22 protein-coding genes and 1 tRNA gene are annotated in these 22,677 nt (G+C 56.4%); 5 read left to right on the top strand and 18 right to left on the bottom strand.

Annotated features, from left to right (window positions below; all coding sequences use genetic code 11):
* The 5 genes from L53_RS05420 to L53_RS05400 all read right to left on the bottom strand — a co-directional run.
* Window positions 1-705, bottom strand: a 705-nt coding sequence (locus L53_RS05420; protein WP_034812921.1) for an outer membrane protein, incomplete at its 3' end; no start/stop codon positions are given.
* Window positions 706-959: 254 nt separating this feature from the next.
* Window positions 960-1,036 (bottom strand) — tRNA-His (locus L53_RS05415).
* 86 nt (window positions 1,037-1,122) lie between these two features.
* A complete protein-coding gene (gene nusG, locus L53_RS05410) occupies window positions 1,123-1,665 on the bottom strand; it encodes a transcription termination/antitermination protein NusG (RefSeq protein ID WP_034812852.1) in 543 nt (180 codons plus the stop codon).
* 46 nt (window positions 1,666-1,711) lie between these two features.
* Window positions 1,712-1,921 (bottom strand): preprotein translocase subunit SecE, encoded by a 210-nt coding sequence (gene secE, locus L53_RS05405; protein ID WP_034812848.1) that lies wholly within the window; start codon window positions 1,919-1,921, stop codon window positions 1,712-1,714.
* A 126-nt stretch (window positions 1,922-2,047) separates the two neighbouring features.
* Window positions 2,048-2,923 carry an SMP-30/gluconolactonase/LRE family protein gene (locus L53_RS05400; protein WP_198019748.1) on the bottom strand — a complete coding sequence of 292 codons (876 nt, stop codon included), beginning with the start codon at window positions 2,921-2,923 and terminating at the stop codon, window positions 2,048-2,050.
* Between the two features lie 253 nt (window positions 2,924-3,176).
* On the opposite strand from L53_RS05400, the gene mazG reads away from it, so the two are divergent.
* Window positions 3,177-4,013 (top strand): nucleoside triphosphate pyrophosphohydrolase, encoded by an 837-nt coding sequence (mazG, locus tag L53_RS05395; protein ID WP_051607625.1) that lies wholly within the window; start codon window positions 3,177-3,179, stop codon window positions 4,011-4,013.
* Here mazG and hflX read toward each other — a convergent pair.
* The 9 genes from hflX to L53_RS05350 all read right to left on the bottom strand — a co-directional run bounded on the left by hflX (window position 4,000) and on the right by L53_RS05350 (window position 15,665).
* On the bottom strand, window positions 4,000-5,316 hold the full coding sequence (hflX, locus tag L53_RS05390; protein WP_084333141.1) for a GTPase HflX: 1,317 nt from the start codon (window positions 5,314-5,316) through the stop codon (window positions 4,000-4,002). The two genes, mazG and hflX, sit on opposite strands and share 14 nt — an antisense overlap.
* A 6-nt stretch (window positions 5,317-5,322) precedes the next feature.
* Window positions 5,323-5,571, bottom strand: a complete 249-nt coding sequence (hfq, locus tag L53_RS05385) for an RNA chaperone Hfq (protein WP_034812840.1) — start codon at window positions 5,569-5,571, stop codon at window positions 5,323-5,325.
* Window positions 5,572-5,650: 79 nt separating this feature from the next.
* Window positions 5,651-7,057, bottom strand: coding sequence for a potassium transporter TrkG (locus tag L53_RS05380; RefSeq protein ID WP_034812837.1), 1,407 nt, complete (start codon window positions 7,055-7,057; stop codon window positions 5,651-5,653).
* Between the two features lie 3 nt (window positions 7,058-7,060).
* Window positions 7,061-8,434 carry a Trk system potassium transporter TrkA gene (gene trkA / locus L53_RS05375; protein ID WP_034812835.1) on the bottom strand — a complete coding sequence of 458 codons (1,374 nt, stop codon included), beginning with the start codon at window positions 8,432-8,434 and terminating at the stop codon, window positions 7,061-7,063.
* Window positions 8,435-8,456: 22 nt separating this feature from the next.
* Window positions 8,457-9,845, bottom strand: a complete 1,389-nt coding sequence (locus tag L53_RS05370; RefSeq protein WP_034812833.1) for a sigma-54 dependent transcriptional regulator — start codon at window positions 9,843-9,845, stop codon at window positions 8,457-8,459.
* A gap of 13 nt (window positions 9,846-9,858) precedes the next feature.
* The gene (locus L53_RS05365; protein ID WP_051607624.1) at window positions 9,859-12,123 is read right to left on the bottom strand and encodes an ATP-binding protein; all 2,265 of its coding nucleotides are present in this window, start codon (window positions 12,121-12,123) and stop codon (window positions 9,859-9,861) included.
* A gap of 110 nt (window positions 12,124-12,233) precedes the next feature.
* Window positions 12,234-13,610, bottom strand: a complete 1,377-nt coding sequence (locus L53_RS05360) for a sigma-54-dependent Fis family transcriptional regulator (protein ID WP_034812831.1) — start codon at window positions 13,608-13,610, stop codon at window positions 12,234-12,236.
* A complete protein-coding gene (locus L53_RS05355; RefSeq protein ID WP_084333139.1) occupies window positions 13,603-14,676 on the bottom strand; it encodes a nitrogen regulation protein NR(II) in 1,074 nt (357 codons plus the stop codon). Before L53_RS05355 ends, L53_RS05360 begins: the two co-directional genes overlap by 8 nt.
* On the bottom strand, window positions 14,676-15,665 hold the full coding sequence (locus L53_RS05350) for a tRNA-dihydrouridine synthase (RefSeq protein ID WP_034812828.1): 990 nt from the start codon (window positions 15,663-15,665) through the stop codon (window positions 14,676-14,678). Before L53_RS05350 ends, L53_RS05355 begins: the two co-directional genes overlap by 1 nt.
* Window positions 15,666-15,783: 118 nt before the next feature.
* On the opposite strand from L53_RS05350, the gene L53_RS05345 reads away from it, so the two are divergent.
* Together L53_RS05345 and L53_RS05340 are read left to right on the top strand one after the other, a co-directional pair.
* On the top strand, window positions 15,784-16,926 hold the full coding sequence (locus L53_RS05345) for a bifunctional 2-C-methyl-D-erythritol 4-phosphate cytidylyltransferase/2-C-methyl-D-erythritol 2,4-cyclodiphosphate synthase (protein ID WP_034812827.1): 1,143 nt from the start codon (window positions 15,784-15,786) through the stop codon (window positions 16,924-16,926).
* 51 nt (window positions 16,927-16,977) lie between these two features.
* Complete coding sequence (locus L53_RS05340) at window positions 16,978-17,469, top strand: CinA family protein (RefSeq protein WP_034812824.1); 492 nt, start codon at window positions 16,978-16,980, stop codon at window positions 17,467-17,469.
* Here L53_RS05340 and L53_RS05335 read toward each other — a convergent pair.
* Together L53_RS05335 and lipA are read right to left on the bottom strand one after the other, a co-directional pair.
* Window positions 17,466-17,924, bottom strand: coding sequence for a type II toxin-antitoxin system RatA family toxin (locus L53_RS05335; protein WP_034812822.1), 459 nt, complete (start codon window positions 17,922-17,924; stop codon window positions 17,466-17,468). The genes L53_RS05340 and L53_RS05335 overlap by 4 nt on opposite strands.
* Window positions 17,925-17,926: 2 nt before the next feature.
* Entirely contained in the window at window positions 17,927-18,904 is a 978-nt protein-coding gene (lipA, locus tag L53_RS05330; RefSeq protein ID WP_034812819.1) for a lipoyl synthase, read from the bottom strand.
* A gap of 152 nt (window positions 18,905-19,056) precedes the next feature.
* Between lipA and L53_RS05325 the strand changes: the two genes are divergently transcribed.
* Complete coding sequence (locus tag L53_RS05325; protein WP_051607623.1) at window positions 19,057-20,634, top strand: AMP-binding protein; 1,578 nt, start codon at window positions 19,057-19,059, stop codon at window positions 20,632-20,634.
* On the opposite strand, the gene L53_RS05320 is transcribed toward L53_RS05325, so the two are convergent.
* Window positions 20,631-20,969: a helix-turn-helix domain-containing protein gene (locus L53_RS05320; protein WP_034812815.1), complete on the bottom strand. Its 339-nt coding sequence runs from the start codon at window positions 20,967-20,969 to the stop codon at window positions 20,631-20,633. The two genes, L53_RS05325 and L53_RS05320, sit on opposite strands and share 4 nt — an antisense overlap.
* 60 nt (window positions 20,970-21,029) lie before the next feature.
* Here L53_RS05320 and L53_RS05315 point away from each other — a divergent pair, with 60 nt between their 5' ends.
* Window positions 21,030-21,635 carry a 2-hydroxychromene-2-carboxylate isomerase gene (locus L53_RS05315; protein WP_034812908.1) on the top strand — a complete coding sequence of 202 codons (606 nt, stop codon included), beginning with the start codon at window positions 21,030-21,032 and terminating at the stop codon, window positions 21,633-21,635.
* On the opposite strand, the gene L53_RS05310 is transcribed toward L53_RS05315, so the two are convergent.
* Window positions 21,626-22,624, bottom strand: coding sequence for an adenosine kinase (locus L53_RS05310; RefSeq protein WP_034812812.1), 999 nt, complete (start codon window positions 22,622-22,624; stop codon window positions 21,626-21,628). The two genes, L53_RS05315 and L53_RS05310, sit on opposite strands and share 10 nt — an antisense overlap.
* Window positions 22,625-22,677: the final 53 nt, after the last annotated feature.

The following is a 22,677-nucleotide window of genomic DNA, read 5'->3' as shown; positions in this document are numbered from 1 at the left end:
TGGCGGCGCACCAAATGCGAAACGCATGCCTACAGTTGCCAGGTGAGCCTCGTAATCGGCATCATAGTTCGGGCCGCCATGAACGCCACCGAAGTCAAGACCTTCAGCAACTTTGTAGCGATAGCCCAGATCTAGCGTCAGCTGATCAGATACTTTGTAACCGAGGCCAAGCAGACCCTGGTAAGCAAAGCCCGTGTCGCTGTCGGAGAAACCGTTAGCAGCGGAAACATCGGTACCGTTGGTGAAAACAAGGTTATTCGCTTTGGCATTCGCGCGCAGGACACCAAGACCCAAGCCGACATAGGGCTGGATCTCGCCTTCGCGGTTGAAGTCGTAAATGCCGTTCAGCATGAGTTCCATTGTCTGCAGGTTACCAGCTGTGGCTGGAACCGCACCGGATGGAGCGCCATTGTAGGAAGCAGCCGGAACGCTCAGGTCGTCATCGCCATAGCCGCCGACACCTTCAAGGCGGAAGCCGTTGTCAAAGCCGTAACCAAGACCGAGATCGAAACCGATGGTCTCATCAGCGTCGGACGTACCGCCCATCGTACCGACGACATCGCGGTCGGCAGGATCATGGTCGAATTGGCCCGAAAATCCGTAAGTTGCGTCGGCGCGGGCGTACCACCCGTCCTCAGCATGTGCGACAAAGCCGGCAGACGCAAATGCGGCCGCGGCTGTCGCGCACATAAGAGTTTTCTTCATACTCAATCCCCTTTTGTGTGCCGAATGACGGGATTGTCCTCGGCCGCAGGTTCATACGGGTTAAACCACGTATGGTTCCTGAATAAACTCATTTATCAGATACTTCGAGCCCTATTAGAGTCGCGTATCAGTTGAATAGCGGCATTTTTTATAACCGCGACCCAATTGCAACAGATTGTTGCCGGTTCGTCAAACTTTTGGAACTTGCAAATTGCCAATGTTTTCAATGGTCGGGAACAATTGACAAGAAAAAATGGTACCGCCTCCCCGGCTCGAACGGGGGACCCCTAGATCCACAATCTAGTGCTCTAACCAACTGAGCTAAGGCGGCACGATGAGCGGGAAATACCGCTCAATTCGTTTTGTTTCAAGCAAAACCCGGTAGCGAACTGCGCTCTACCTGATTCGTCTGACAAATCAGACTTTAGCGACTTGCTCGAACTCGAGATCGACCGGTGTTCCACGGCCGAAAATGGAAACCGTGACCTTGAGGCGACCGTTTTCCTCATCGATTTCTTCAACAGAACCTTCAAAGCCCTGAAACGGACCATCGTTGACCTGAACCTGTTCGCCGATTTCGAAGGAAATCTGCGGACGCGGACGCTCGGCAGCTGAGTCGGTAGAGGAACCAAGAATGCGATCAACTTCACGCTGGCGAACTGGAAGGGGTTTCTTGCCACCTTCTGCGCCGAGGAAGCCCGACACTTTCGGCGTATCTTTCACGAGGTGATAGACATCATCCGTCATGACGGCCTTCATAAGGACATAGCCCGGGAAGTACCGGCGCTCGACGGTCTTCTTCTTACCGCGCGCGACTTCGACGACTTCTTCGGTCGGCACCTGCATGTCTTCAATCAGGTCTGCCAGTCCTTTGCGTTCCGCTTGTTCGAGAATGGTCGAAGCGACCTTCTTCTCGAAGTTGGAATAAGCATGGACAATGTACCATTTGGCTTCAGCCATGAGGCCTACGCGCTCCCTAATGAAATGTTGACGGGCCGTTCTGGTCTCAGAGGCCCGTTATCGCCTTAACGGCCAAATTGATGACGAAATCGGCTAAGAACAGAAAAAGGGCGATCAGGATAGACATGATAACGACAAAAATCGTCGCCTGGATCGTTTCCTGACGGGACGTCCACGTCACCTTGTTCCCTTCGGCACGAACCTGCCGAAAGAAGGTAATAGGACCTACGCGTTTCTTTTTCACCTTATCGGCCATTCCGACTCTCTCTTGAAAAGCGGGGAGTTAGCGGTTTTGAGCCGCCACGTCCACGGTTAAGTACACTGCTGGCATTGTCTAGGCTAGGTGGTGTCTTGTGCAGGTCCTGCAAGGGAACGCTTGAGTTCAAAGCGGTTTGCCAAATTCGCGAGGCGGCAAACCCGGAACATCCACCCGAATCGCAAACAGGCTGCCTGATAAGGGTCGGGCATCCAGCTGCGGAAAGGACAAGCCGGATCGCGCGGTCGTTATGAACAGCGTCTTCAAGTCGTCATCTCCAAACGCCACGCTGGTCGGGCGTGTTGCCGCAAGAACGATCATCCGGTCAATCTCTCCATCCGGGGTCAGTCGAATGACTCGAGATGCATCCCACAAACAGGTCCAAAGACAGCCTTCCGAATCAATGGCCGAACCATCTGGATAGCCCGCTAGCTCGAAAGTATCAGATAAAACCTTTCGCCCGGACAGCTTGCCGGTCTCCAGATCATGATCAAAAGACAGAATTTCCTGTTCTGCAGAATCGCATGTGTAGAACTTCCGTCCGTCTGGAGAAAATTGGAACGTATTGGTAATCAGGACCGATGGCAGGCGTAGCGCGTCAACTGACCCATCCAGGCTGAATTTGTAGTAGCCACCCTTCGGTTCCTTTTCGGATTCGTCCATTGTACCGAACCATAGGGACCCGTCCGGCGCGATGCCGCCGTCATTCGTGCGATTTGTTTCCGGCTCCTCAGCCAGCACGGCAAGTCGATCATAGGCTTCGGTCGACGGGTCGTAGACTCCGATTTCCCGGTCACCGGCCATAAGTATGCTACCATCATACAGAGCGAGGGTACTGGCTTTTATAGGCAAGTCATAGCGACGTGTATTGCCGGTTCTTGGATTGAACCTATGCAGTTTCGCTCGCTTGATATCCACCCACCAAAGGAAGCCTTCCGATGGGCTCCAGAGCGGCCCCTCACCTAGCGTGCATCCTGTCGGCGCAACACATTCGGGCGTCATGAACATCAAGCATCCTCGTTTCGGCTGATTACGCAAATCCGGCCCATCGTAGCGACTCGTCCGCCGACAAACCAGCAAGCTTTGCAATCGGCTGTGCACCTGTCTCTCGGGCATGCCTGGCAGATCGAACCGGAGCCCAGACACGAGGCGTATGCAATGCCACACCGATATACCCGGCACTCAGGTCACGCGACATCGACATATTGTCAATCAATCGGTCGATTCCGTTGGAGAGTCAGGTTAGTCGATTCAAATGACCAACGACCTCAATTCCCCTTCCGTTGCCACCGAAGCCATGGCTCGCCTGATCGACATCATGGCAAAACTTCGAGACAAGAACACAGGCTGCGCATGGGATGTTGCACAGAACTTTTCGACGATTGCGCCCTATACAATTGAGGAAGCCTACGAGGTCGCCGATGCCATCCAGCGCGCGGATATGGAGGAGCTGAAGGAAGAACTGGGTGACCTGCTCTTTCAGGTCGTTTTCCACAGTCAGATGGCCAGAGAAGCTGGCACCTTCGAGATTACGGATGTGATCGAGGCGGTCAATGCAAAAATGATTCGGCGTCATCCGCACGTGTTTGGCGATGAAAGCTCAAGGACGGAGGATCAACAGGTCGCCGCATGGGAAGTGATCAAGGCGCAAGAACGCGCTGGCAAAGGACGCCCCGAAGACCCCGCCAGCGCACTTGATGGCGTTGCACTCGCGCTGCCAGCCTTGCTACGAGCCGAGAAACTCCAGAAACGGGCAGCGCGAGTGGGTTTTGACTGGACCGAGGCTGACGACATCTTCGACAAGTTGGCTGAGGAAACCGGCGAGGTACGCGAAGCCATCGAAACCGGCGACCCGGACAAGATAGAAGACGAATTGGGCGATCTACTGTTCGTTGCGGCCAATCTCAGCCGCCGCCTTAATGTGGATCCGGAACAGGCCCTGCGACGCGCCAATGCCAAATTTGAACGCCGCTTCCGCGCTATGGAAGGACTCGCTGAACAGGATGGTCAGGACTTTGCAGCGCTCGATATCGACGCGCAGGAATCTCTATGGCAGCGGGTGAAACAGCAGGAGCGCGTCAGGCAGGATTAAAGTCCGGAAATTCGGAATAGAATTGACCCAGCCTGTCATTGGGCAGGCGCGCTGTCATCACAACGTTCCCGCTGTCCAATGTCGTCTCCGAAAGGACTTCCCCGTTGCGGTGCAACCAGGCCCGGGCCCGCCCATCCTTTGCCCCCAGCTCCAACTCAATCTCGGTCGCGCCCTTCAACAGAACGGCCTCAATGAGATCGAGCAGCTCGTCGACCCCCGTCCCCGTCAACGCCGAAACAAGCACAGCCGGTGTATCGAGTGGCCCACGCGCAGAGAAGGCGAGCGCCTCGGCACGATCATCCGGAAGCAGGTCGGCCTTGTTCCAGACCTCAATCATGGGCGGCAATGGCAGGCCGGTCTCGGCCTCCAATTGCTCTAATACGATCATCACATCTTCGGCCTGTTCCAGGTCTGCCCGGCTCGACCGGTCGCGCACATGAACGAGGAGGTCCGCCTGCATCGCCTCTTCCAGCGTCGCTTGGAAACTGTCGATCAAATGGGTCGGCAAATCGGTGATGAACCCCACAGTGTCGATCAAGGCCGCTTCGCCAAGCGTGGGCAAGTCGAACCGGCGGATCGTTGGGTCCAGCGTCGCAAACGGCATGTCCCGGGCAAACACGTCAGCGCCGGACATCTGGTTGAACAGGGTCGACTTGCCGGCATTGGTATAGCCGACCAGCGCGATCACCGGCTTGCCGCTGCGTTTGCGCCCTGCTCTCTGAACAGCCCGCGTTCGTTTCACATCGTCCAGGTCGCGCCGCAGGCGCAGGATCTTGTCGTCCAGCATCCGCCGGTCTGCTTCGAGCTGGCTTTCACCGGGGCCAGACAGGAAGCCGCCACCGCCCCTCTGGCGCTCAAGGTGGGTCCAGGTCCGCACCAGTCGCGACCGCTCGTAAAGGAGACGGGCCAATTCGACCTGAAGACGGCCCTCCTTGGTCCGGGCGCGCAAACCGAAAATCTCGAGGATCAGACCCGTACGATCGATAACTTTCACTTCAAGCTTGCGCTCGAGGTTGCGTTGCTGAACCGGTGTCAGGTCGCCGTCTATGACAGCTACAGTGCAATCATTCTGGCGGAGGCCTTCGGCTAATCGATCAAGAATACCTCCCGACAGCAAGACCGATGAGTTTACCTTGCGAACATGTTCAGCACGCAGGAAGGCCAACTCACAGCCAAGCGCTTCCACGAGGCCTGCCGTTTCTTGCAGACGGTCTTCGGTGGGTCTGTTTGCAGGTGTAAACCAAGGGATAATCACGCCAGCCACCTCGGGCACTGGCGTGCGATCAATCATCCTGTCAGTCAAAATGGCCTAGTCCGCATCCATTTCCTCATCAAACAACTGCACCGGGGCGCTTGGAGCAATTGTAGAGATGGCGTGCTTGTAAACAAGCTGTGGTGGGCGTCCGTCACCGCGAAGCAGAACACAGAAATTGTCAAACCAAGTCACCACACCCTGAAGTTTAACGCCATTGACCAAGAAGACTGTCAGTGGGGTCCGGGACTTCCGGACGGCATTCAGGAAGGTGTCTTGCAAATTCTGTTTTTTGTCGGCGGACATGACGGGAATCCAATCTGGCCTGTTCTTGTTATGTGTCGCGCTAACGGGATTACAGCTTCAGTGCAAGTGCGAACAGCCGTTACCCCCTCCAAAAGCTGAGGGAAAGGGCTGGAATCAGGGCTAAAACCTCCAATCGCCCGAGAATCATTGAAAAAATGATCAATGCTTGCGCAGGCCCAGTTAAGTCCACCGGATAGCTCCCCAGTACGGCTGCTGAATTGGTCAGACCGCCAATAGAGAGACGTATGGCCGGGATGAAATCCAGCCCCAGAAAGGCAAAACCGGACATGAGCAGGAATACCGAGAGTACGTAACCGATCAGGTAAACCCAGACCCCTATCACGCTTCGTTCGTTCAATTCCCGATCCCGGAAACGAAATCCCAAGACCGACTGGCGATATCCGAGTTGACGGAATTCCTGACCAGCCCTTCGGGCCAGCACAATGAAACGCGCAATTTTGACTCCGCCCGCTGCTGACAGCGCCGACCCGCCGATCAAGGCCGGCAAAACCAGTACAGGGAGAGGAATGCGGTTGTAATCTGCAGGGTCAGACAGAGAGAGGCCGGACGTCGACAAGGCTGACAAAGCCCAAGACAATCCCTCGGTTACATTGAGATCGGACGCCACCGCAAAACCGACAAATACGAATAGCAATCCTACGAAAAGTGTAACTTCAGGGTCCGTAACAGCTTTGAGAGGCTTCCGGTCCTTCAGCGGCAACCAGATCGCCAGGCCCATGGCTCCAACTAGTAGACCAATGCCCAAAACGATAGATGGTCCCGTGTCCAGTGGTGCGCGCATGATGCCTTGTGGGTGCACCAGGCCAGTTGTCAGCGCACTCACCGAGTCGCCCAAGGCGCGTTCGGCCGGAACCCCCATGAAGACCAGAGCGGAGAACAGGGCGAGTATTGAAATTACCATCAATATGCTGACCACGCGGGCGACGCGCGGGACAGCATTGAAGAAGCTTGTTTCCGGCACGGTAAACAAGACGGTTCGATGAATGCCCGGACCGCCGAGATTGAGCGCAGCCAACACGCTGGCAGCTACCGTTATGGTGGCGAGTCCTCCCAATAGGTGCAGCATGCCGCGCCATACAACCAGGCTGATTGGCCACTCATTGTTCTGGACAGAAATGACCGATTGCCCGGTGGTCGTAAGACAAGCAGTCGCCTCATGTATCGCGCTGAGAACGCTATCGTTTTCGACCCCCAGCACAAACGGCAAGCTAGTCGCCACCGGCGTGATAAACCACCACAGGATAACCGTTCCCAACGCATCGGAGGGTCGGGCCTTCCTATCCGGTTTGGGTGTGAGCAGCAGAACGCTGCTTGATACAACGACAATACACAGGACCATCGTGCCGAAGGCAAAGGTCTGGCTATCTTCACCCGCTGCAATCGCCATGAAGATTGACGGAATGCTGGCGGCAGCGACGATCAGCAGTAAGAAAGCAAGAACGCGGACGACAGAAGCGTAGTACATGATTTAGAAAAAGTCCGGACTGACCCGGAAGTACTTTTCAACCTTTCGAACCATCTCTTCCTGATAGAAAATGATCAGATGATCTTCGGCCTGGACTGTAACATCAGGTCCGGCAATGAATACTTCCTTGCCGCGTATGACAGCAGCAGCGGTCATGCCTTCCGGCAAATCATCATAGCCAAGCGGCTTGCCGATCAGCGACGACGACTCGAGCGTTATTCCCTCTGCAACTTCCGCTTTGCCGTCTTCAATGGACTGAAGCCCAAGAATACGCCCCCGACGCATGCGCAGCAGGATCTGCGAGACCGTAAGGGCCCGCGGATCGAGAACAGCATCCACTCGCAGGTCACGTGCCAGCCCAGCCAGCTCAGTCGCATTCACGAGTGCCAGAGTACGTTTTGCGCCCGCACGTTTGGCCAAATTGGAAATCAGCAAATTGGCCTTGTCGTCATTGGTAATCGCAACCACGAAGTCGGCTTTCGGCGCACCAGCTTCCGCAAGGATATCAGGGTTCAGCCCGTCGCCCTGAATGACGATTGTCCGCTTGACCTCGGAAACGACTTCATTGGCCCGTTCCGCATTGTGCTCGATGAGGCGAACACGGTTCTTGCCTTCTCGCTCCAATGTGGTTGCAACGTAGAGCCCCACATTGCCCCCGCCAACAATCACGACATGGCCGGACTGTTCCGATTCCCGGTTGAAGATAGATGTCAGTCGGTCGGCATGTTCATCCAGAACGGCAACATAGGCACGATCTCCCACTTTCAGCACATCAGTTGCGCGAGGCGCGCGAACCGAGTCGCCCCGCCCGATCCCCACAATTCTGGCTGAGAGGTCGGGAAACAGGCCCCGCAACTGGTCTACCGGCGTATCCAGCAGCGGGTTACTGTCATCGATTTCCAGACCAAGCAGACGCACCTTACCCTTGCCAAAGGTCGCGCTCATCACGGCGCCGGGCGTACGGAAACGCTGCAGGATTGCCTCGCCAACTTCAACTTCTGGCGAGATGACCATATCGATCGGCAGGCCTTCCCGCGAAAAGATATTCTTCCATGCCGGGTCAATATAGGATTGCTCTCGCACACGCGCGATCTTGTAGGGAACGGAAAACAGCGTGTGGGCAATTTGGCAAATCACCATGTTGATTTCGTCGAAATGCGTCACCGCGATAATCATTTCGCAGTCAGCCGCGCCCGCCTTCTTCAACACATCGGGATGCGCGGCATGGCCCGTGAATCCACGCACGTCCAAGTCGGTAGAAACCTGGTCCACCAAGTCCGGGTTTTCATCGATGATCGTGATATCATGCTTTTCGCGCGCCAAGCGGCGGGCAATTCCGTGCCCTACGCGGCCCGCACCGCAAATCAGAACATGCATGGTCTACAGCCTCTCAACGGCCTCAGCCGTCCTGACGAGTAAGATTCGAATTTACGCCTAAAGCCTTTAATTTTCTGTGCAAGGCCGAACGCTCCATGCCGATGAACTCAGCAGTGCGAGAAATATTGCCATTGAATCGGGTGATCTGAAGAGCAAGATACTCTCGCTCAAATTGTTCTCGCGCATCACGCAGAGACAATCCGACAAGCTCTGCCGATCCGCTTTTGCCCGCATCCCCCGGAATACCGGACGATTCACGCGGCAGCTCATCAACACTTACCGGACGGCTGGAGTCAGATGGCGACAAGATCAGGATTCTTTCCACCACATTGCGCAACTGCCGGATATTACCAGGCCAGTCCATCGACTGAAGGACGGCCATGGCCTCAGCTGAAAACGTACGCGGTGTGAGGCCAGAAGAATCTGCAATCCGGTTGGTGAAGTATGTGACGAGGTCCCCGATATCGTCTCGCCGCTCTGCAAGCGACGGGACCCGCAACGGCACGACACTCAACCGATAGAACAGGTCTTCGCGAAAACGGCCTTCCGAGATTTCATGACGGATATCCTTGGTTGTGGCCGACATGACGCGAACATCTACGGTCACGTCCGACTTCCCGCCTACGCGTTGAAAACGCTGCTCTGTCAGGACCCGCAAAATCTTGTTCTGGGTCCCCAGTGGCATATCAGCCACCTCATCAAGTAACAGCGTGCCGGTATGAGCTTTTTCAAAAAGGCCGATCCGGGTTGTCCTACCCTGGGAGTCCTCTTCGCCAAATAGGGCGCTTTCCATCTGGTCCGGCGCTATGGTGGCCGCGTTGACAACAATGAAGGGTCCGCTTTCCCGCAGGGAATTGCGATGGATGAGCCGTGCAGCGAGTTCCTTGCCAGATCCGGCTGGTCCGGAGATCATCACTCTGGAATTCGTCGGTGCGACTTTTTCAATGGACGCCCGCAATGCGGAAGCCGCCTGACTGCCTCCGATCCATTCTTCGTTGTCGCCGGCTCTGTTCTTCAACGCAGCATTCTCGTATTTCAGCGCCGCCGATTCAATTGCACGTTCCACCATGTGCAACAGACGATCCGTCTTGAAAGGCTTTTCGATGAAGTCATAGGCTCCACGCCGGATAGCCGCGACGGCAGTCTCGATGTTGCCATGGCCGCTTATCACGATGACAGGAAGAATTGGGTCAATCGATTTTAGGTATTTGAGGAGCGAAAGCCCATCCATGCCACTGCCCTGAAGCCAGACATCCAACACTACGAGCCTGGGCGTCCGCGCACGGACTTCCTCAAGAGCGCGTTCAGCGGTGTCGGCCGTTCGGGCCGAATAGCCCTCATCTCCGAGTACACCCGCAATCAGTTCACGGATATCGGGTTCGTCATCAACCACAAGAATGTCCAAGGCCATAATGCGGGCTCCTCTACACTAGTCCGGCACTTGCCGGTGATTCATCTGTTTCATCTTCGGGCGTCGCTTCAAAAGCGTCGTGCACCCGCATCGTATTATGTGGCAGCCAGACGCGCACACGCGCGCCGCGCATCCCATCAAGCCTGTTCTGAAGCGAGATAGACCCACCATGATCAACTATGATCCGATTGACGATGGCCAGACCAAGTCCGGTCCCCTTTTCGCGCGTCGTGACGTATGGCTCCAGCAAGCGGTCGCGTGCGTCCTCTGGAAATCCGGGACCATTGTCTTCGATGGTAATATCAACGCCCTTGTCAGTATCCGAGAGCACAACTCGAATTTGGCCACGCACCTCAGCCTCTTCCGGCATGCCCTCGATCGCCTCTGCAGCGTTCTTGAGCAGATTGCCCAGCGCCTGACCGATCAGGCGTTCGTCGCCAAGATAGGGGACCTTTTCAAGCTCTGATTCAAACTCCACGACAATATCCGGCGTAACCATGCCTTGAGAAAAGCTGGTCGCTTTCAACAGGGACGTCATATCGAACTGGCTGGCATTCGGCTTCGGCATGCGCGCGAATGACGAAAACTCCTCAACCATTCGGCCTATGTCGCCTACCTGACGCAGAATTGTTTCGATGCACCGGTCAAATACGCCGTCAGTGTCATCAATCTTGTCGGCATAACGCCTCCTCAGGCGTTCCGTGGACAGCATAATAGGCGTCAGTGGATTGCGAATCTCATGGGCAATACGTCGGGCGACATCTCGCCAGGCCAACTGTCGCTGCGCATTCACAAGCCGCGTTGTATCATCGAAGGTCAAAACGCAGCCGCCGGCCGGATCTGGCGCTGTCTTGAGCCGGAAGTGTCGAATGGCACCGTTGCGATTGATGTCGATCGATGCATCGACCGGAGAGTTCTGCTGTAGTGTATCGTGAGCATATCGAACGAAGTCAGGTGCTATGTCGCCGAGACTTTCACCATCTTCAATCGTCTCAATCCCGAGCAGGTCTCCGGCGGACCTATTGGCCAACGTCACGACCATATTGCCATCCATGCGGATAACGCCTGCGCTGACTTCTGCCAGCAATGTTTCCACAAAGCGCCGGCGGTCTTCTTCCACTTCGCGCGCCTGGATGAGCGCATTTCGTTGTTCTGACAATTGCTCTGTCATCGCATTGAACGACTGGCTCAGGGCATAGACCTCGTCCTTCGCACCCGTCACAGGAACACGAACAGTGAGATCCCCGTCGCGAACTGTATGCGCTGCAATCGCAAGGCGACCAATGGGGCCCGTAACGCGACCAGCCGCCTCGAGGCCAAGCCGGCCCGCGAGCAACAGGACCAGGGCCGCGATTTGCGCATAACCAATGGCGAAAATCGTCTGCAACCGGCCACCCTGCCGCTTGGCATTATTGTATTGAATAATCTCGGCTTCGGCTTCGCGGAGACGCACGGCAGCGTTCCGATCGAAATTCTTGACTGCATAGATGTATCCATCCAGCGGTTCCGTAATATGGATAAGGGCTGTTGCAATGCCTCGATTTTCATAAAGCGTGGTCGCAATCTCGCCCCGGTCCGCCTCTTCAAAGGCAGGCGCCGGGGGCGGAATAAGGATCGCATCCTGCACGCTCTCCTGAGCAATCAGTTCAACACCATCGGCCCCCAAAATAGCGATGGTAAGGAAATCGCGAAAGGCGAGTTCCGAACGCAAGCCTTCCGAGAATGCGAGGGACGCTTCAGATGACAGGTTTCTGGCGGCTTCTGCGTCTGTGAGATTGGCCTCAACTTCACGCGCGAAGTTTTCAACATCAAGCGCGGCGAGGCGCACATCCACGTCAAACGTAGTCTCGAAATTATCGACATAGGTACGAAAGATTTCAGCGTTCTTTTCCATGACGGAATCGACGCGCTCTCCAAGCCAGTTATCCAGGCCTTGGGTAAAAATGGCTCCTAGAAAAACCGCGACGATGGCCGATGGAACAAGCGCGGAGAAACCGAACAGCATGACGAAACGGCGGGCCAGCCTACCGCGTCCTTCACTCTCGCTGTTTGACTGGATCGTCAGGTACTCACGAACAATGATGGTCGCGAGCACAATAATGACGACAAAGTTCAGTCCGAGCAGCCAAGGTGTGGCGCCGGCGGTCGGATTGTCAGGATCGACTCCGGAGATGGCAATGAAGGTCGCAAACACGGCGACGAGAGCCGCAATGATAAAGAGACCTTCAAAGAGTGCCCAACTGGCCTTGGTGGCTTGTTGGCTCAGTACATTCGACAACGATACACCGCTCTACACATGGCCGCCCCGGCCCAGTTGCGCTTAAGTCACACTGTCGTGCCTCAAAAGCAACAGTGGTGCAGTAAAGCCACAGTCGTCGATGCAGTCAATCACTCTTCTGCAATCCCCAATGCATTGATCTTGGCTCGCAATGTGTTGCGGTTCATGCCCAGCAATTGTGCCGCCTTGACCTTGTTGCCCGCAGTCACTGAGAGAGCCAACCGGATCAGAGGCCGCTCAACCTGATCTATGACGTTGGAATACACGCTTGAATCCTCATGGTCACCGCTCGCTATGAGGTCGCCCATCACATAGCGGTGCAACAGGGTTTCGATGTCTTTTTCAAAGCCCGCACTCGATCCCTTCTGCTCGCTGGCACCGGCGCGGAGCTCCCGCTCCACATCGCGCAATGTGATCGTTTCGTCGGGACAAAGCACTGCCAGCCGCAAGACAAGGTTTTCAAGTTCACGCACATTGCCCGGCCAATCATAGGCGGTGAGCAGATCAAGCGCTGATTTGTCCAGCGTCTTGGCGGCCAGGCCCTGTCGCTGTGCCCGGATAAGAAAAGCCCGAGCGAGCTCAGGAATGTCCTCCTTGCGAAGTCGCAGAGGCGGCATGGTCAGCCGCACCACATTCAGTCGATAATAGAGGTCCTCGCGGAACTTGCCGTCATCAACCAGCCTGCCGAGGTTTCTGCGGGTGGATGCAATGATCCGCGCGCCACTTGAATCTCGCATCAACTTCACAAGCTGCGTCTGCGCTTCAGCGGGAAGATCACCAATCTCGTCCAGATAAAGTGTGCCCCCTTTCTGATGGACAGCGCCTTGCTCGCCATTCTGCCCAAATAGCTGTCGATTGATTTCCGAAGCGGGCAATGCGGCGAGGTCGAGAGCGACGAAGTTTCCATTTTTCGCGTCGCCAAGTTGATGGATCGCACGTGCCGCCAGCTCTTTGCCGGTCCCGCTCTCTCCCTCTATCAACACAGTCAAATCGGTGTTCATCACTTTCGCGATGATCCGATAGACTTCCTGCATCGCATCAGACCGCCCAATCAACGGAAGACCCGCATCGCTGATGGCCTTTTGAGACTCGGGATTGATCGCGCGGGCAGACACTTTGGGTTGTGATTTCAAGGCGCGCTGGACAAGCCCGGACAGCATGTCGATGTCGAATGGCTTGGGCAAATAGTCGAACGCACCATGCTGCGCCGCCGAGGCTGCGGTCAGGATTGTATTCTGGCCACTCATGACGATGAAGGGTAGATCAGGCCTGGCGAGCTTCAGCGAAGGGAGCAGGTCAAAAATGGAGGCGTCCCCAAGGAACACATCCGAGACGACCACGTCGCCCTCCCCGTTACGCACCCAGCGCTCCAAGGCCTCAGGGGAACTCGTCGCCCGGACTTCATAGCCCGCAGCCACGAGGGTTTGGTTCACGATCAATCGAATGCTTGCATCATCTTCTGCAAGCAGAACGGTTTTCTCAGCCATCAGTTTTTTCCCCAGTGCCAAGCGGTAACAATACTGAAAAGCGCGTCGAACCCGGCACGCTGTCTACACGAATCTGGCCGCCATGAGCGGTCACGACTTCCTTCACAATCGACAGTCCAAGCCCACGGGCCCCAGACTTGCTGCTCTGGAAAACCTCGAAAATGGTGTTTTGCCGATTGCGAGCTATGCCCTTTCCGGTGTCTTCTACCGAGACGAGCATCGCGCGGCGAAGACCTGCGCCCAGTCGCGCCTGGCGGAAAGACAGGCCGGCGGCATAAGAGGTTCTTACTGTCACCTTGCCCGGCGTGTCGCCGTCCATCGCGGCCTCCGCCGCATTGCGGATGAGATTTTGGAATGCCTGCTGCAGATGATCAGAATCCCCAATCACTGGTGGAAGCGATGGATCAAAGTCCCGTTTGAATTCCACCTTGCTCCCCATCGCGGCACGTTCCGAGGCCAGTACCCGCTCCAAAAGAGCGTGGATATTGAAAGGCTCCATGTGCGGCGCTGAAAACAGTTCGAATGCCGAAAGGCGGTTCACCAGTCGCTCTATGCGCCGGGCCTCTTCCTTGATGATTGATAGCAACTCGGACTGACCATCAACCGATTGGCGTTCGAGCAATTGCGCAGCACCGATAATGCCGCCGAGCGGGTTTTTCACTTCATGGCCCAATATGCGACCGAAACCAGCCACACCAGCGGCAGACTCGTTGACGTCCCGCGTAGCGGCTTCGCACATGGCGATCATGAAACCATTGTCGTCAGTTGATCTGACCCAAATATCGCAGATCTGTCGCGACATAAGACCAGGGCCGGTGATCGGAGTCCCTGGCGCAGTAATATCGCCCACGGTTCGATGGGCCCGGTCAAGCAGTTCGAAGACCGGGGAGTCGTGATAGACGATCTCGCTCAGAGGCTTGCTGCGAAGGCCCCGACGAGACAGCTGCAACAGGCTTTCCGCTGCCGCGTTCACCTCAACAACCTTCCTGCGTGAATCAATCAGCAACAACGCAATAGGAGACAGATCTCCCAACCTCGGAGCTGACATGGCGACGTCGCTGGCCATCAGGCGGCCTCCATTTCTTTGGTTCTTGAGTAGACGGCGCGAAGCGCTGATTTCAGTTCTTCGAAATCGGCGATCTGACAGAGCCGTGAGCGAAGCCTCCGCCGCTCATCAGATTCGAGCGGCAGGTGGACAGCATCAATCGCCGCCGAAACGTGCTTGCGTACCGTGCGAAGACCGAGAAACTCTCCGTAGAGTTCAACACTGTCAGAAACCTGCTCAAGCAGACTATCGAGTTGCTCGGAAAGGCCAGGCATATGAAAGATTCTACCTTCGAGATGAGCGCTGATTTGACCCGGCAGCCAGGGACGACCCATGGCGGCGCGGCCAATCATGACGCCATGCGCGCCCGACTGAGCCAGTGCGACGTCAGCATCTTCGGACGTCTCGATGTCGCCATTCACGATCAATGGCAGGGATACCGCCGCAACCGTGTCAGCCACCCGCGCCCAGTCTGCATTGCCTTTGTAGAATTGGCATCGCGTCCGGCCATGCACGGTGAGCATACAAATACCCATCCGCTCGGCAGCGGCCGCGATCTCCGGCGCGTTCAAGCTCTGGTCGTCCCAACCAAGGCGCATTTTCAATGTCACGGGCAGGCCGCCTGCGCCATCAAGGGCAGCTTGAATGATTTCAAGCGCCAGAGGCACATCCCGCATCAGCGCAGAACCTGACTGCGCGCCGGTCACCTGACGGGATGGACACCCCATATTGATATCGATCACGTCAACGTCAGTCTCACGCAACAGTTGCGCGCCCCTCAGCATCGCTTCAGGACGGCTGGCCGCAAGCTGGACAATCCAGTGCCCCTCGCCATCATGCCTACACGTGCGACGCACCACATCCGGACGAGCTGCAGCGAGCATGTCACCGGCAACCATTTCGGACACGACAGCAGGCGCGCCAAAGCGACTTGCTTGCCGACGCATCGGCGCATCTGTCGCGCCGGACATCGGCGCCAGCCATACTCGAGGTGCCCGAAAATTGGTCATTTTACTATCTTTCCGTTTTTTTAGACTTTCGCAAGTGCACAATATGCAAGCAATTTTACGCGAATGTCGCCGCAATCACCTGTAGCCAACCTTTGCGACCTCCCATAAAAAGCGTCGTATGAACAAGGTGGTCGCCATCATAGTCGCCGCGGGTCAAGGTCGACGGGCACAGAGTGCACGTGCGAAACAATGGTGCGATCTCAATGGCCGACAAGTAATCGACTGGTCAATTGAGGCTTTCAGGACACACCCTCGTGTTGATGAGATTATTGTCGTTACGGGTTCGGATGCCCCGGAGGATTTCGCTCCAACACACTGCCTTTGCGTATCCGGCGGAGCCACCCGCACAATATCCGTCCGCAACGGGCTCAATGCGATCAATGCCCCGCAAGACGACGCAATCGTCCTGATACATGATGCAGCAAGACCGGGGCTGACCCATGTGGTTATCGATGTTCTTTTGGACGCGCTGGCCACACATGCTGCTGCAGCACCTGCCCTGCCCGTCCAAGATGCGCTGAAACGGCAGACCGATCACATCCTGGAGACCGTATCCCGCGAGGCCCTGTTTCGCGTCCAGACGCCCCAGGCCTTCCGGTTCGGCGCTATATCGCATGCGCTGGCAAAAGCCGGTGACGATCTGGTGGACGATCTGGCGGCTGCTGAGGCGCAAGGCATCAAGATAAAACTCGTACGCGGATCGGACCAGCTGCACAAAATCACCTATCCCGAGGATTTCGATATGGTTTCGAGGCTTATGGCGCCACCAGTCAGCCATATGCGGATTGGCAAGGGGTTCGACGTCCATGCGTTTGAGCCGGGAGATCATGTCACGCTGTGCGGCGTGAAAATCCCGCACTCGGCGTCGCTGAAAGGACATTCTGATGCAGACGCTGCCTGGCATGCCCTCACCGACGCAATTCTGGGTGCGGCTGCACTTGGCGATATTGGCGATCATTTCCCTCCGAGCGACGACCGGTGGAAGGATGCCGACAGCGGCATGTTCCTCAAGCATGCCCAACGACTCGTCAGCGAAACCGGACTGGCTATAGGAAATTGTGACATCACCGTGATCTGCGAACTGCCGAAGGTGAAACCGCATCGGGAAAGTATGCGAGTCCGGACCGCGGAATTGCTCGACCTGCCTCTGGAAGCAGTGAGCGTGAAAGCAACGACAACCGAAGGGCTTGGCTTTACAGGGCGCCGGGAGGGCATCGCCGCCGAGGCCGTAGTCACACTTTACCCGACGACGACCGATTGAGGCTCAAATCTACTCTTCACGGCAGGCCGAACTCCCCATATCGTGCGCCACATGTTTCCAGACCGACTTCGAAATCTCGCAATGCTGATCCTGGACGATGCGGCTCAGGCTCGCCTGCGCATCTGCACGGCCGAAAGCTGCACAGGTGGCCTTCTTGCAGGCTTGCTGACAGACATCCCCGGCAGCTCCGCCGTGTTCGAACGGGGCTTCGTCACCTACTCCAACCGCGCCAAAGAAGAAATGCTGGGCATCGCTGGCGATGTCATGGCTGACTATGGTGCCGTGTCCGAGCCCGTTGCGCGCATGATGGCAGAAGGCGCGCTGGACGCCAGCCGCGCTAATATCTCCGTTGCCATCACAGGCGTAGCTGGCCCCGGTGGTGGCACCCCCATGAAACCAGTGGGGACCGTCCATGTGGCGTGTGCGCGCGAAAATCGCGCCGTCATTCATGAAATGCTTCAAGTTGGCGATATCGGACGTGAGCAGATTCGTCTCGCGGCAATGGAATGCGCGCTGAAACAGATCCAGATGCAGATCGCCTAGGCTGAACCGCCATAACGCCGCTCGGCCTCGGCCAGGAAAGCCGAGAGGATCTTGTTGACCGCAAGCTCCTGATTGGCGGCGGCCAGCATGCCGATGAACGGATTCCGAAAATCATAATCGATTGAAAGCGAAATATCAGAGCCATCCTGGCTCGATGCAAGAATCGTCCACTCGGCTTTCAGCTTCCGAAATGGCCCTTTGACCAGGGACGCAACCACATTGCCGGCATTCGGGTCGGCCACGACTCGCGTGGTGAACCGCTCAACGAACCCCTTGAAGCCAACGGCGGCCTCTCCGATACAGGTAAAGCTGCCATCCTGGCGTGCCGTCATTTCGGACACGCGCATGGCGGTGATCCACTTGATGAAGTTCGGATACGCCGCAATGTCAGACACAAGCTCGAAAGCCTGCTCCCCACTATACGGAACACGAACAGATTTCGAGAAATGCGGCATGCCTAAACGGCGGCAGCGGCCATTTTGGCCTCACGCGCAGCCCGCAACCGGGCAAAATCTTCGCCCGCATGGTGCGACGACCGGGTAAGAGGTGAAGCTGACACCATCAGGAAACCTTTGGAGCGGGCGATTTCCTCATATGTCTTGAACTCTTCCGGCGATACATAGCGATCGATCGCGGCATGCTTGCGAGTCGGCTGCAGATATTGGCCGATGGTCAGGAAGTCGATTCCCGCTGACCGCATGTCGTCCATGACTTGCATGACCTCTTCCTTGGTTTCACCCAAACCCACCATCAAACCAGATTTTGTGAATTGGGTCGGATCACGGTCCTTCACTTTCTCCAGAAGTCTGAGGGAATGAAAGTAGCGCGCGCCCGGTCGAATGGACAGGTAAAGGCGAGGCACCGTTTCGAGATTGTGATTGAATACGTCCGGCTTGGCGTCGATCACCAGATTTTCGGCACCGTCCTTGCGCAGGAAATCTGGCGTCAGGATTTCAATTGTGGTTCCGGGTGACATCGCCCGGATTGCCTGAATCGTGTTGACGAAGTGCATCGCCCCGCCATCGGACAGGTCATCCCGATCTACCGATGTGATAACAACATGCTGCAAGCCCATTTCGGCGACGGCCTCTGCCACACGGCGCGGTTCATCTTCTTCTACCCGGCCCGGAGTCAGTGGCTTGCCTGTGGAAACATTGCAGAAACTGCATGCCCGGGTGCATATCTCACCCAGAATCATCATCGTGGCGTGTTTCTTGTCCCAACACTCTCCGATATTCGGGCATCCGGCTTCTTCACAAACAGTGACCAGCCCTTTCGATTTTACGATCTGGCGCGTTTCAGCATAGCCCTGCGAGGTCGGCGCTTTAACACGAATCCAATCAGGTTTGCGCAGGAGCGGCGTATCCGGCCGCGACTGCTTTTCCGGGTGTCTGTGCTTACGCGTGCTCTGCGTCAGATCGATGAGATTTGCCATGGTGTGAAAATGGACGTGACCAGCTGTTTCATCAAGGGAAATACACTGCAGAGTGTTTATGCAATCTTGCATTAGGGGTTGCGACAGTGTCGATAAATGACAGATTGTTACAATAAACATGAGGCAACGCCTCGGAGGAAACGAAGGCCATCATGACCGGACAGACCATCCCGGCACCTTTGCCATACCAGCCATCTCGCACCAGAACCGACCTTTTCAGCGCGCTCTTTCGCGCGAAAAAGGAATTCGGCGCGGACAAGACGATTCTCGTTGATGGCGACGACCGGCAACTCACCTACAAGGATCTTGTTCAGGGGTCCCTCGCCCTCGGATCAGCGTTGCGCCAAGGAACCAAATCGGGTGAGGCAGTCGGCGTGATGTTGCCCAGCGGCGCCGGTGCCGTGATTGGGTTTTTCGCGCTCAGCGCCTTCAATCGCATTCCCGCCATGTTGAACTTTACCGCTGGCTCGCGAAACCTGAAGGCCGCGCTTAAGGCAGGTCAGATAAGCCGCATCATCACGGCTCACAAGTTCGTCGAGCTCGGCGGACTCGAAGCACTGATGGAGGAATTGTCGGGCTCCGCCGAGATCGTCTACCTTGAGGATGTGCGGGAAAACCTGACACTGGCCAACAAGCTGATAGCCGCTGTAGGGAGCATCCTGCCCGGTCTTGTCCGGAAACAGTCCCGCTACAAATCCCCCGGCGTCATGCTGTTCACGTCTGGCACAGAGGGCGAACCCAAAGGGGTCGTGCTGAGTCATGAAAACGTCATGGCAAATGTTGAACAGGTACGGGCACATATAGGTCTCAGCCCCGATACGGACAGTCTGTTCAATCCCCTGCCGACATTTCATTGTTTCGGCCTGACAGTTGGTGCGGTCTTGCCGCTCGTGGCCGGCATCCCGGTCATATTCCATCCTTCACCGCTGCAGCCCCGTGAAATCGTGCGACGAATCCGTGCGAACCAGTCGACAATCCTGCTCGCAACGGACACGTTCATCTCTCAATATGCCCGGATCGGGAATGACGGTGACATGAGCTCTGTGCGGCTGGCTGTGTGCGGCGCGGAACGGGTAAAGGATGAAACCCGCGCCCTGGTCCGCCGCAAATTCGAAATCGAAATCCTCGAAGGCTATGGCGCAACCGAAGCCTCTCCCGTCATCGCGGCCAATAAGTGGGAAGACAATCGGCCGGGAACGGTCGGATGTCTCATGTCAGGCATGGAGTCCAAGCTGTTGCCGGTCGAAGGCATCGAGGATGGCGGTCGGCTACATGTTCGCGGGCCAAACATCATGATGGGCTATCTGCGCCCGTCAAACCCCGGCATGCTCGAGCGCCCCGAGGGCGGCTGGCACGATACCGGCGACATAGTTGCGATCGACGATAGTGGGATCATTCGCATCATGGGCCGTGTCAAACGCTTCGCTAAGATTGGTGGAGAAATGGTCTCTCTGGCGGTGGTTGAAAACTGCGCGAGTGCGATCTGGCCAGACAATCTGCACGCAGCCGTCACTCTTCCTGATCCTCGCAAGGGCGAGCAGGTCATTCTGCTCAGCGATACCAAGGCAAGCAATCGCGAAGACATCCTCGCTTGGGCCAAGAATCACGGCGTACCGGAATTGTCAGTTCCGAAACGCGTTTATCATGTGGATGAAATCCCGGTCCTCGGAACCGGCAAGATCGACTATGGTGCCGTGCAGAAGAAAGTAGAAGCCCTGCTGAACGACTAAGCCGACGTCGCGCGCCGCACGGGCATGTGCTTCTTGCCCCAATCCTTCAGGGTCAGCAGGGCTGGAGCCAGCTCCTGCCCCTTTTCCGTCAAGACATAGTCATACCGTTTTGGCGTCGTCGTATAGGCTTTGCGCTCGAGCACGCCTGCCTCGACAAGCCGCTTCAGGCGGTCGGCCAGGATGTGGCGCGTCATACCGCTTGAAGCAATAAACTGCTCGAAACGAGACAGGCCCAAGAAGCAGTCTCGAAGTATCAGCATCGTCCAACGATCCCCGACCAGCGAAAGCGTTCGCGCAACCGGGCACCAATTATCGGATAAATCAGACCATTTCATGCTGACACACCTATACTGATTTGCCATAGTTCCAAAATGAAACTCATCCGGGAGGATATTATGGCAGGCACATTCGAGTTCTATTTCGACTATATCAGTCCATTTTCATACGTGGCCAATGCCGCAGTGCAACAAATATCCGCCCGTACTGGGGCAGATATCGTGATCAAGCCCATGTTCCTGGGCGCCGTAATGCAGGCCACAGACAACAGGCCGCCGGGCATGGTCCCTGCGAAGGGCGCCTATATGATGAAAGATCTCCAGCGCTGTACAAGCCGTTACGGCCTCGACTTTCGGATGAACCCCTATTTTCCGATGGTCAGCACCCGCAATCTGCTACGCGCAACGTGCGGACTGGATAATGACACCGCCGAGCAGAAACGATTCATGTATGCTTGCTTCCATCATATGTGGGCGTCCCCGACCCCACTCAAACCAGATGATGACGATTCGGTCCGGGCAATGTGCGAGCAGGAAGGGTTCGACTTCAGTCAGATTCAGGAACTCGCTCAGGCAAGCGCAAGCAAGGATGCCATGAAGGCCAACACCGACTCAGCCATTGCCCGAGGAGCGTTCGGCGCGCCGACATTCTTTGTCGGCGACGACATGTTCTTTGGGCATGACCGGCTAGACTATGTCGAGGAGGCGCTGAAGGCTCAGGCGTAAATGCCAGCCCGCTCGGCGAGTGCGTTGTAGGACTGTTCTGGACGTGGTCCGAAATGCGCGATGACCTCGGCTGCAGCGATGTGGCCAAGGTGCGCGCATGTCTCCAGCGGCAGTCCACGAGATATTCCGAACAGGAAGCCCGCTGCATATTGATCGCCGGCACCGGTCGTATCCAGAACCTGATCGACCGGTTCTGCCTTGACGCTGATTGGGTCACCGGCGCCAATCACGACCGAGCCCTTCTCGCTGCGCGTAATCGCCGCGACGGCGGTGTCCTGTTGAAGCGCAGCCAAAGCCGCATCGAAATCTTCCGTCTCGTATAGGGAGAGCAGCTCTTCCTCATTCGCAAACAGAATGTCGACATTGTTGCGAACCAGTTGAACGAAGCTTGCGCGATGCCGGTCTACACAGAATTTGTCCGATAGGGTGAGCGCCACCTTGCGGCCAGCGGCCTTGGCTATTTCTGAGGCAAATACAAACGCTTCCTTGGCATCTTCGCGGTCAAACAGATATCCTTCCAGATAAAGAATGCCCCCTGCCCGCACGGTGTTTTCGTCCACGTCATCCTTGGAGAACAGGACCGACGCGCCGAGGAATGTGTTCATGCTCCGCGCACCGTCTTCCGTCACGAAGATGATGCTGCGTGCCGTGGCGGGTCCGCTCTCAAGAGGTTTCGTCGCGAAGGGCACACCCGACGCGGTCATCTCGCGTGTAAACTGGCTGCCGAGTTCATCTTTGGAGACTTTGCCAATATAGGCGGCACGTGCGCCGAAGCTCGCAAGACCGGCGATCGTGTTGGCGCCACTGCCGCCAGATGTATAGAATGGGTCCACCGCGGCCTTGGTCAGGGCTTCTGCACGATCTTCCTCGATCAAATTCATCGCGTTCTTGTGAATGCCCCATTTTTCGAGGAACGCATCGTCCGTTTTCGACATCACATCCACAATGGCATTTCCCAAGCCGACGACATCGAAGCGGATTTCACTCATTTCACAGACTCCCTGATTGCTCGGCGCCAATTGCCAGAGCTGCCTGCTGGACG

This window comes from Hyphomonas sp. L-53-1-40, from assembly GCF_000682775.1.
Classification (GTDB): domain Bacteria; phylum Pseudomonadota; class Alphaproteobacteria; order Caulobacterales; family Hyphomonadaceae; genus Hyphomonas.
The sequence above is the reverse complement of the archived record's forward strand: the minus strand, read 5'-3'. Positions and strand labels throughout refer to the sequence as shown.

Bases quoted from the DNA above. Each gene is read 5' to 3' on its own strand.
- L53_RS05360 (WP_034812831.1), bottom strand. From the start codon at position 13,610: ATGGCTGAGAAAACCGTTCTGCTTGCAGAAGATGATGCAAGCATTCGA.
- L53_RS05355 (WP_084333139.1), bottom strand. From the start codon at position 14,676: ATGGCCAGCGACGTCGCCATGTCAGCTCCGAGGTTGGGAGATCTGTCT.
- mazG (WP_051607625.1), top strand. From the start codon at position 3,177: ATGACCAACGACCTCAATTCCCCTTCCGTTGCCACCGAAGCCATGGCT.
- L53_RS05320 (WP_034812815.1), bottom strand. From the start codon at position 20,969: ATGAAATGGTCTGATTTATCCGATAATTGGTGCCCGGTTGCGCGAACG.
- secE (WP_034812848.1), bottom strand. From the start codon at position 1,921: ATGGCCGATAAGGTGAAAAAGAAACGCGTAGGTCCTATTACCTTCTTT.
- L53_RS05370 (WP_034812833.1), bottom strand. From the start codon at position 9,845: ATGGCCTTGGACATTCTTGTGGTTGATGACGAACCCGATATCCGTGAA.
- L53_RS05335 (WP_034812822.1), bottom strand. From the start codon at position 17,924: ATGCCGCATTTCTCGAAATCTGTTCGTGTTCCGTATAGTGGGGAGCAG.
- L53_RS05325 (WP_051607623.1), top strand. From the start codon at position 19,057: ATGACCGGACAGACCATCCCGGCACCTTTGCCATACCAGCCATCTCGC.
- L53_RS05340 (WP_034812824.1), top strand. From the start codon at position 16,978: ATGTTTCCAGACCGACTTCGAAATCTCGCAATGCTGATCCTGGACGAT.
- L53_RS05380 (WP_034812837.1), bottom strand. From the start codon at position 7,057: ATGTACTACGCTTCTGTCGTCCGCGTTCTTGCTTTCTTACTGCTGATC.
- L53_RS05345 (WP_034812827.1), top strand. From the start codon at position 15,784: ATGAACAAGGTGGTCGCCATCATAGTCGCCGCGGGTCAAGGTCGACGG.
- L53_RS05400 (WP_198019748.1), bottom strand. From the start codon at position 2,923: ATGACGCCCGAATGTGTTGCGCCGACAGGATGCACGCTAGGTGAGGGG.
- L53_RS05350 (WP_034812828.1), bottom strand. From the start codon at position 15,665: ATGACCAATTTTCGGGCACCTCGAGTATGGCTGGCGCCGATGTCCGGC.
- L53_RS05315 (WP_034812908.1), top strand. From the start codon at position 21,030: ATGGCAGGCACATTCGAGTTCTATTTCGACTATATCAGTCCATTTTCA.
- trkA (WP_034812835.1), bottom strand. From the start codon at position 8,434: ATGCATGTTCTGATTTGCGGTGCGGGCCGCGTAGGGCACGGAATTGCC.
- nusG (WP_034812852.1), bottom strand. From the start codon at position 1,665: ATGGCTGAAGCCAAATGGTACATTGTCCATGCTTATTCCAACTTCGAG.
- hfq (WP_034812840.1), bottom strand. From the start codon at position 5,571: ATGTCCGCCGACAAAAAACAGAATTTGCAAGACACCTTCCTGAATGCC.
- L53_RS05310 (WP_034812812.1), bottom strand. From the start codon at position 22,624: ATGAGTGAAATCCGCTTCGATGTCGTCGGCTTGGGAAATGCCATTGTG.
- lipA (WP_034812819.1), bottom strand. From the start codon at position 18,904: ATGGCAAATCTCATCGATCTGACGCAGAGCACGCGTAAGCACAGACAC.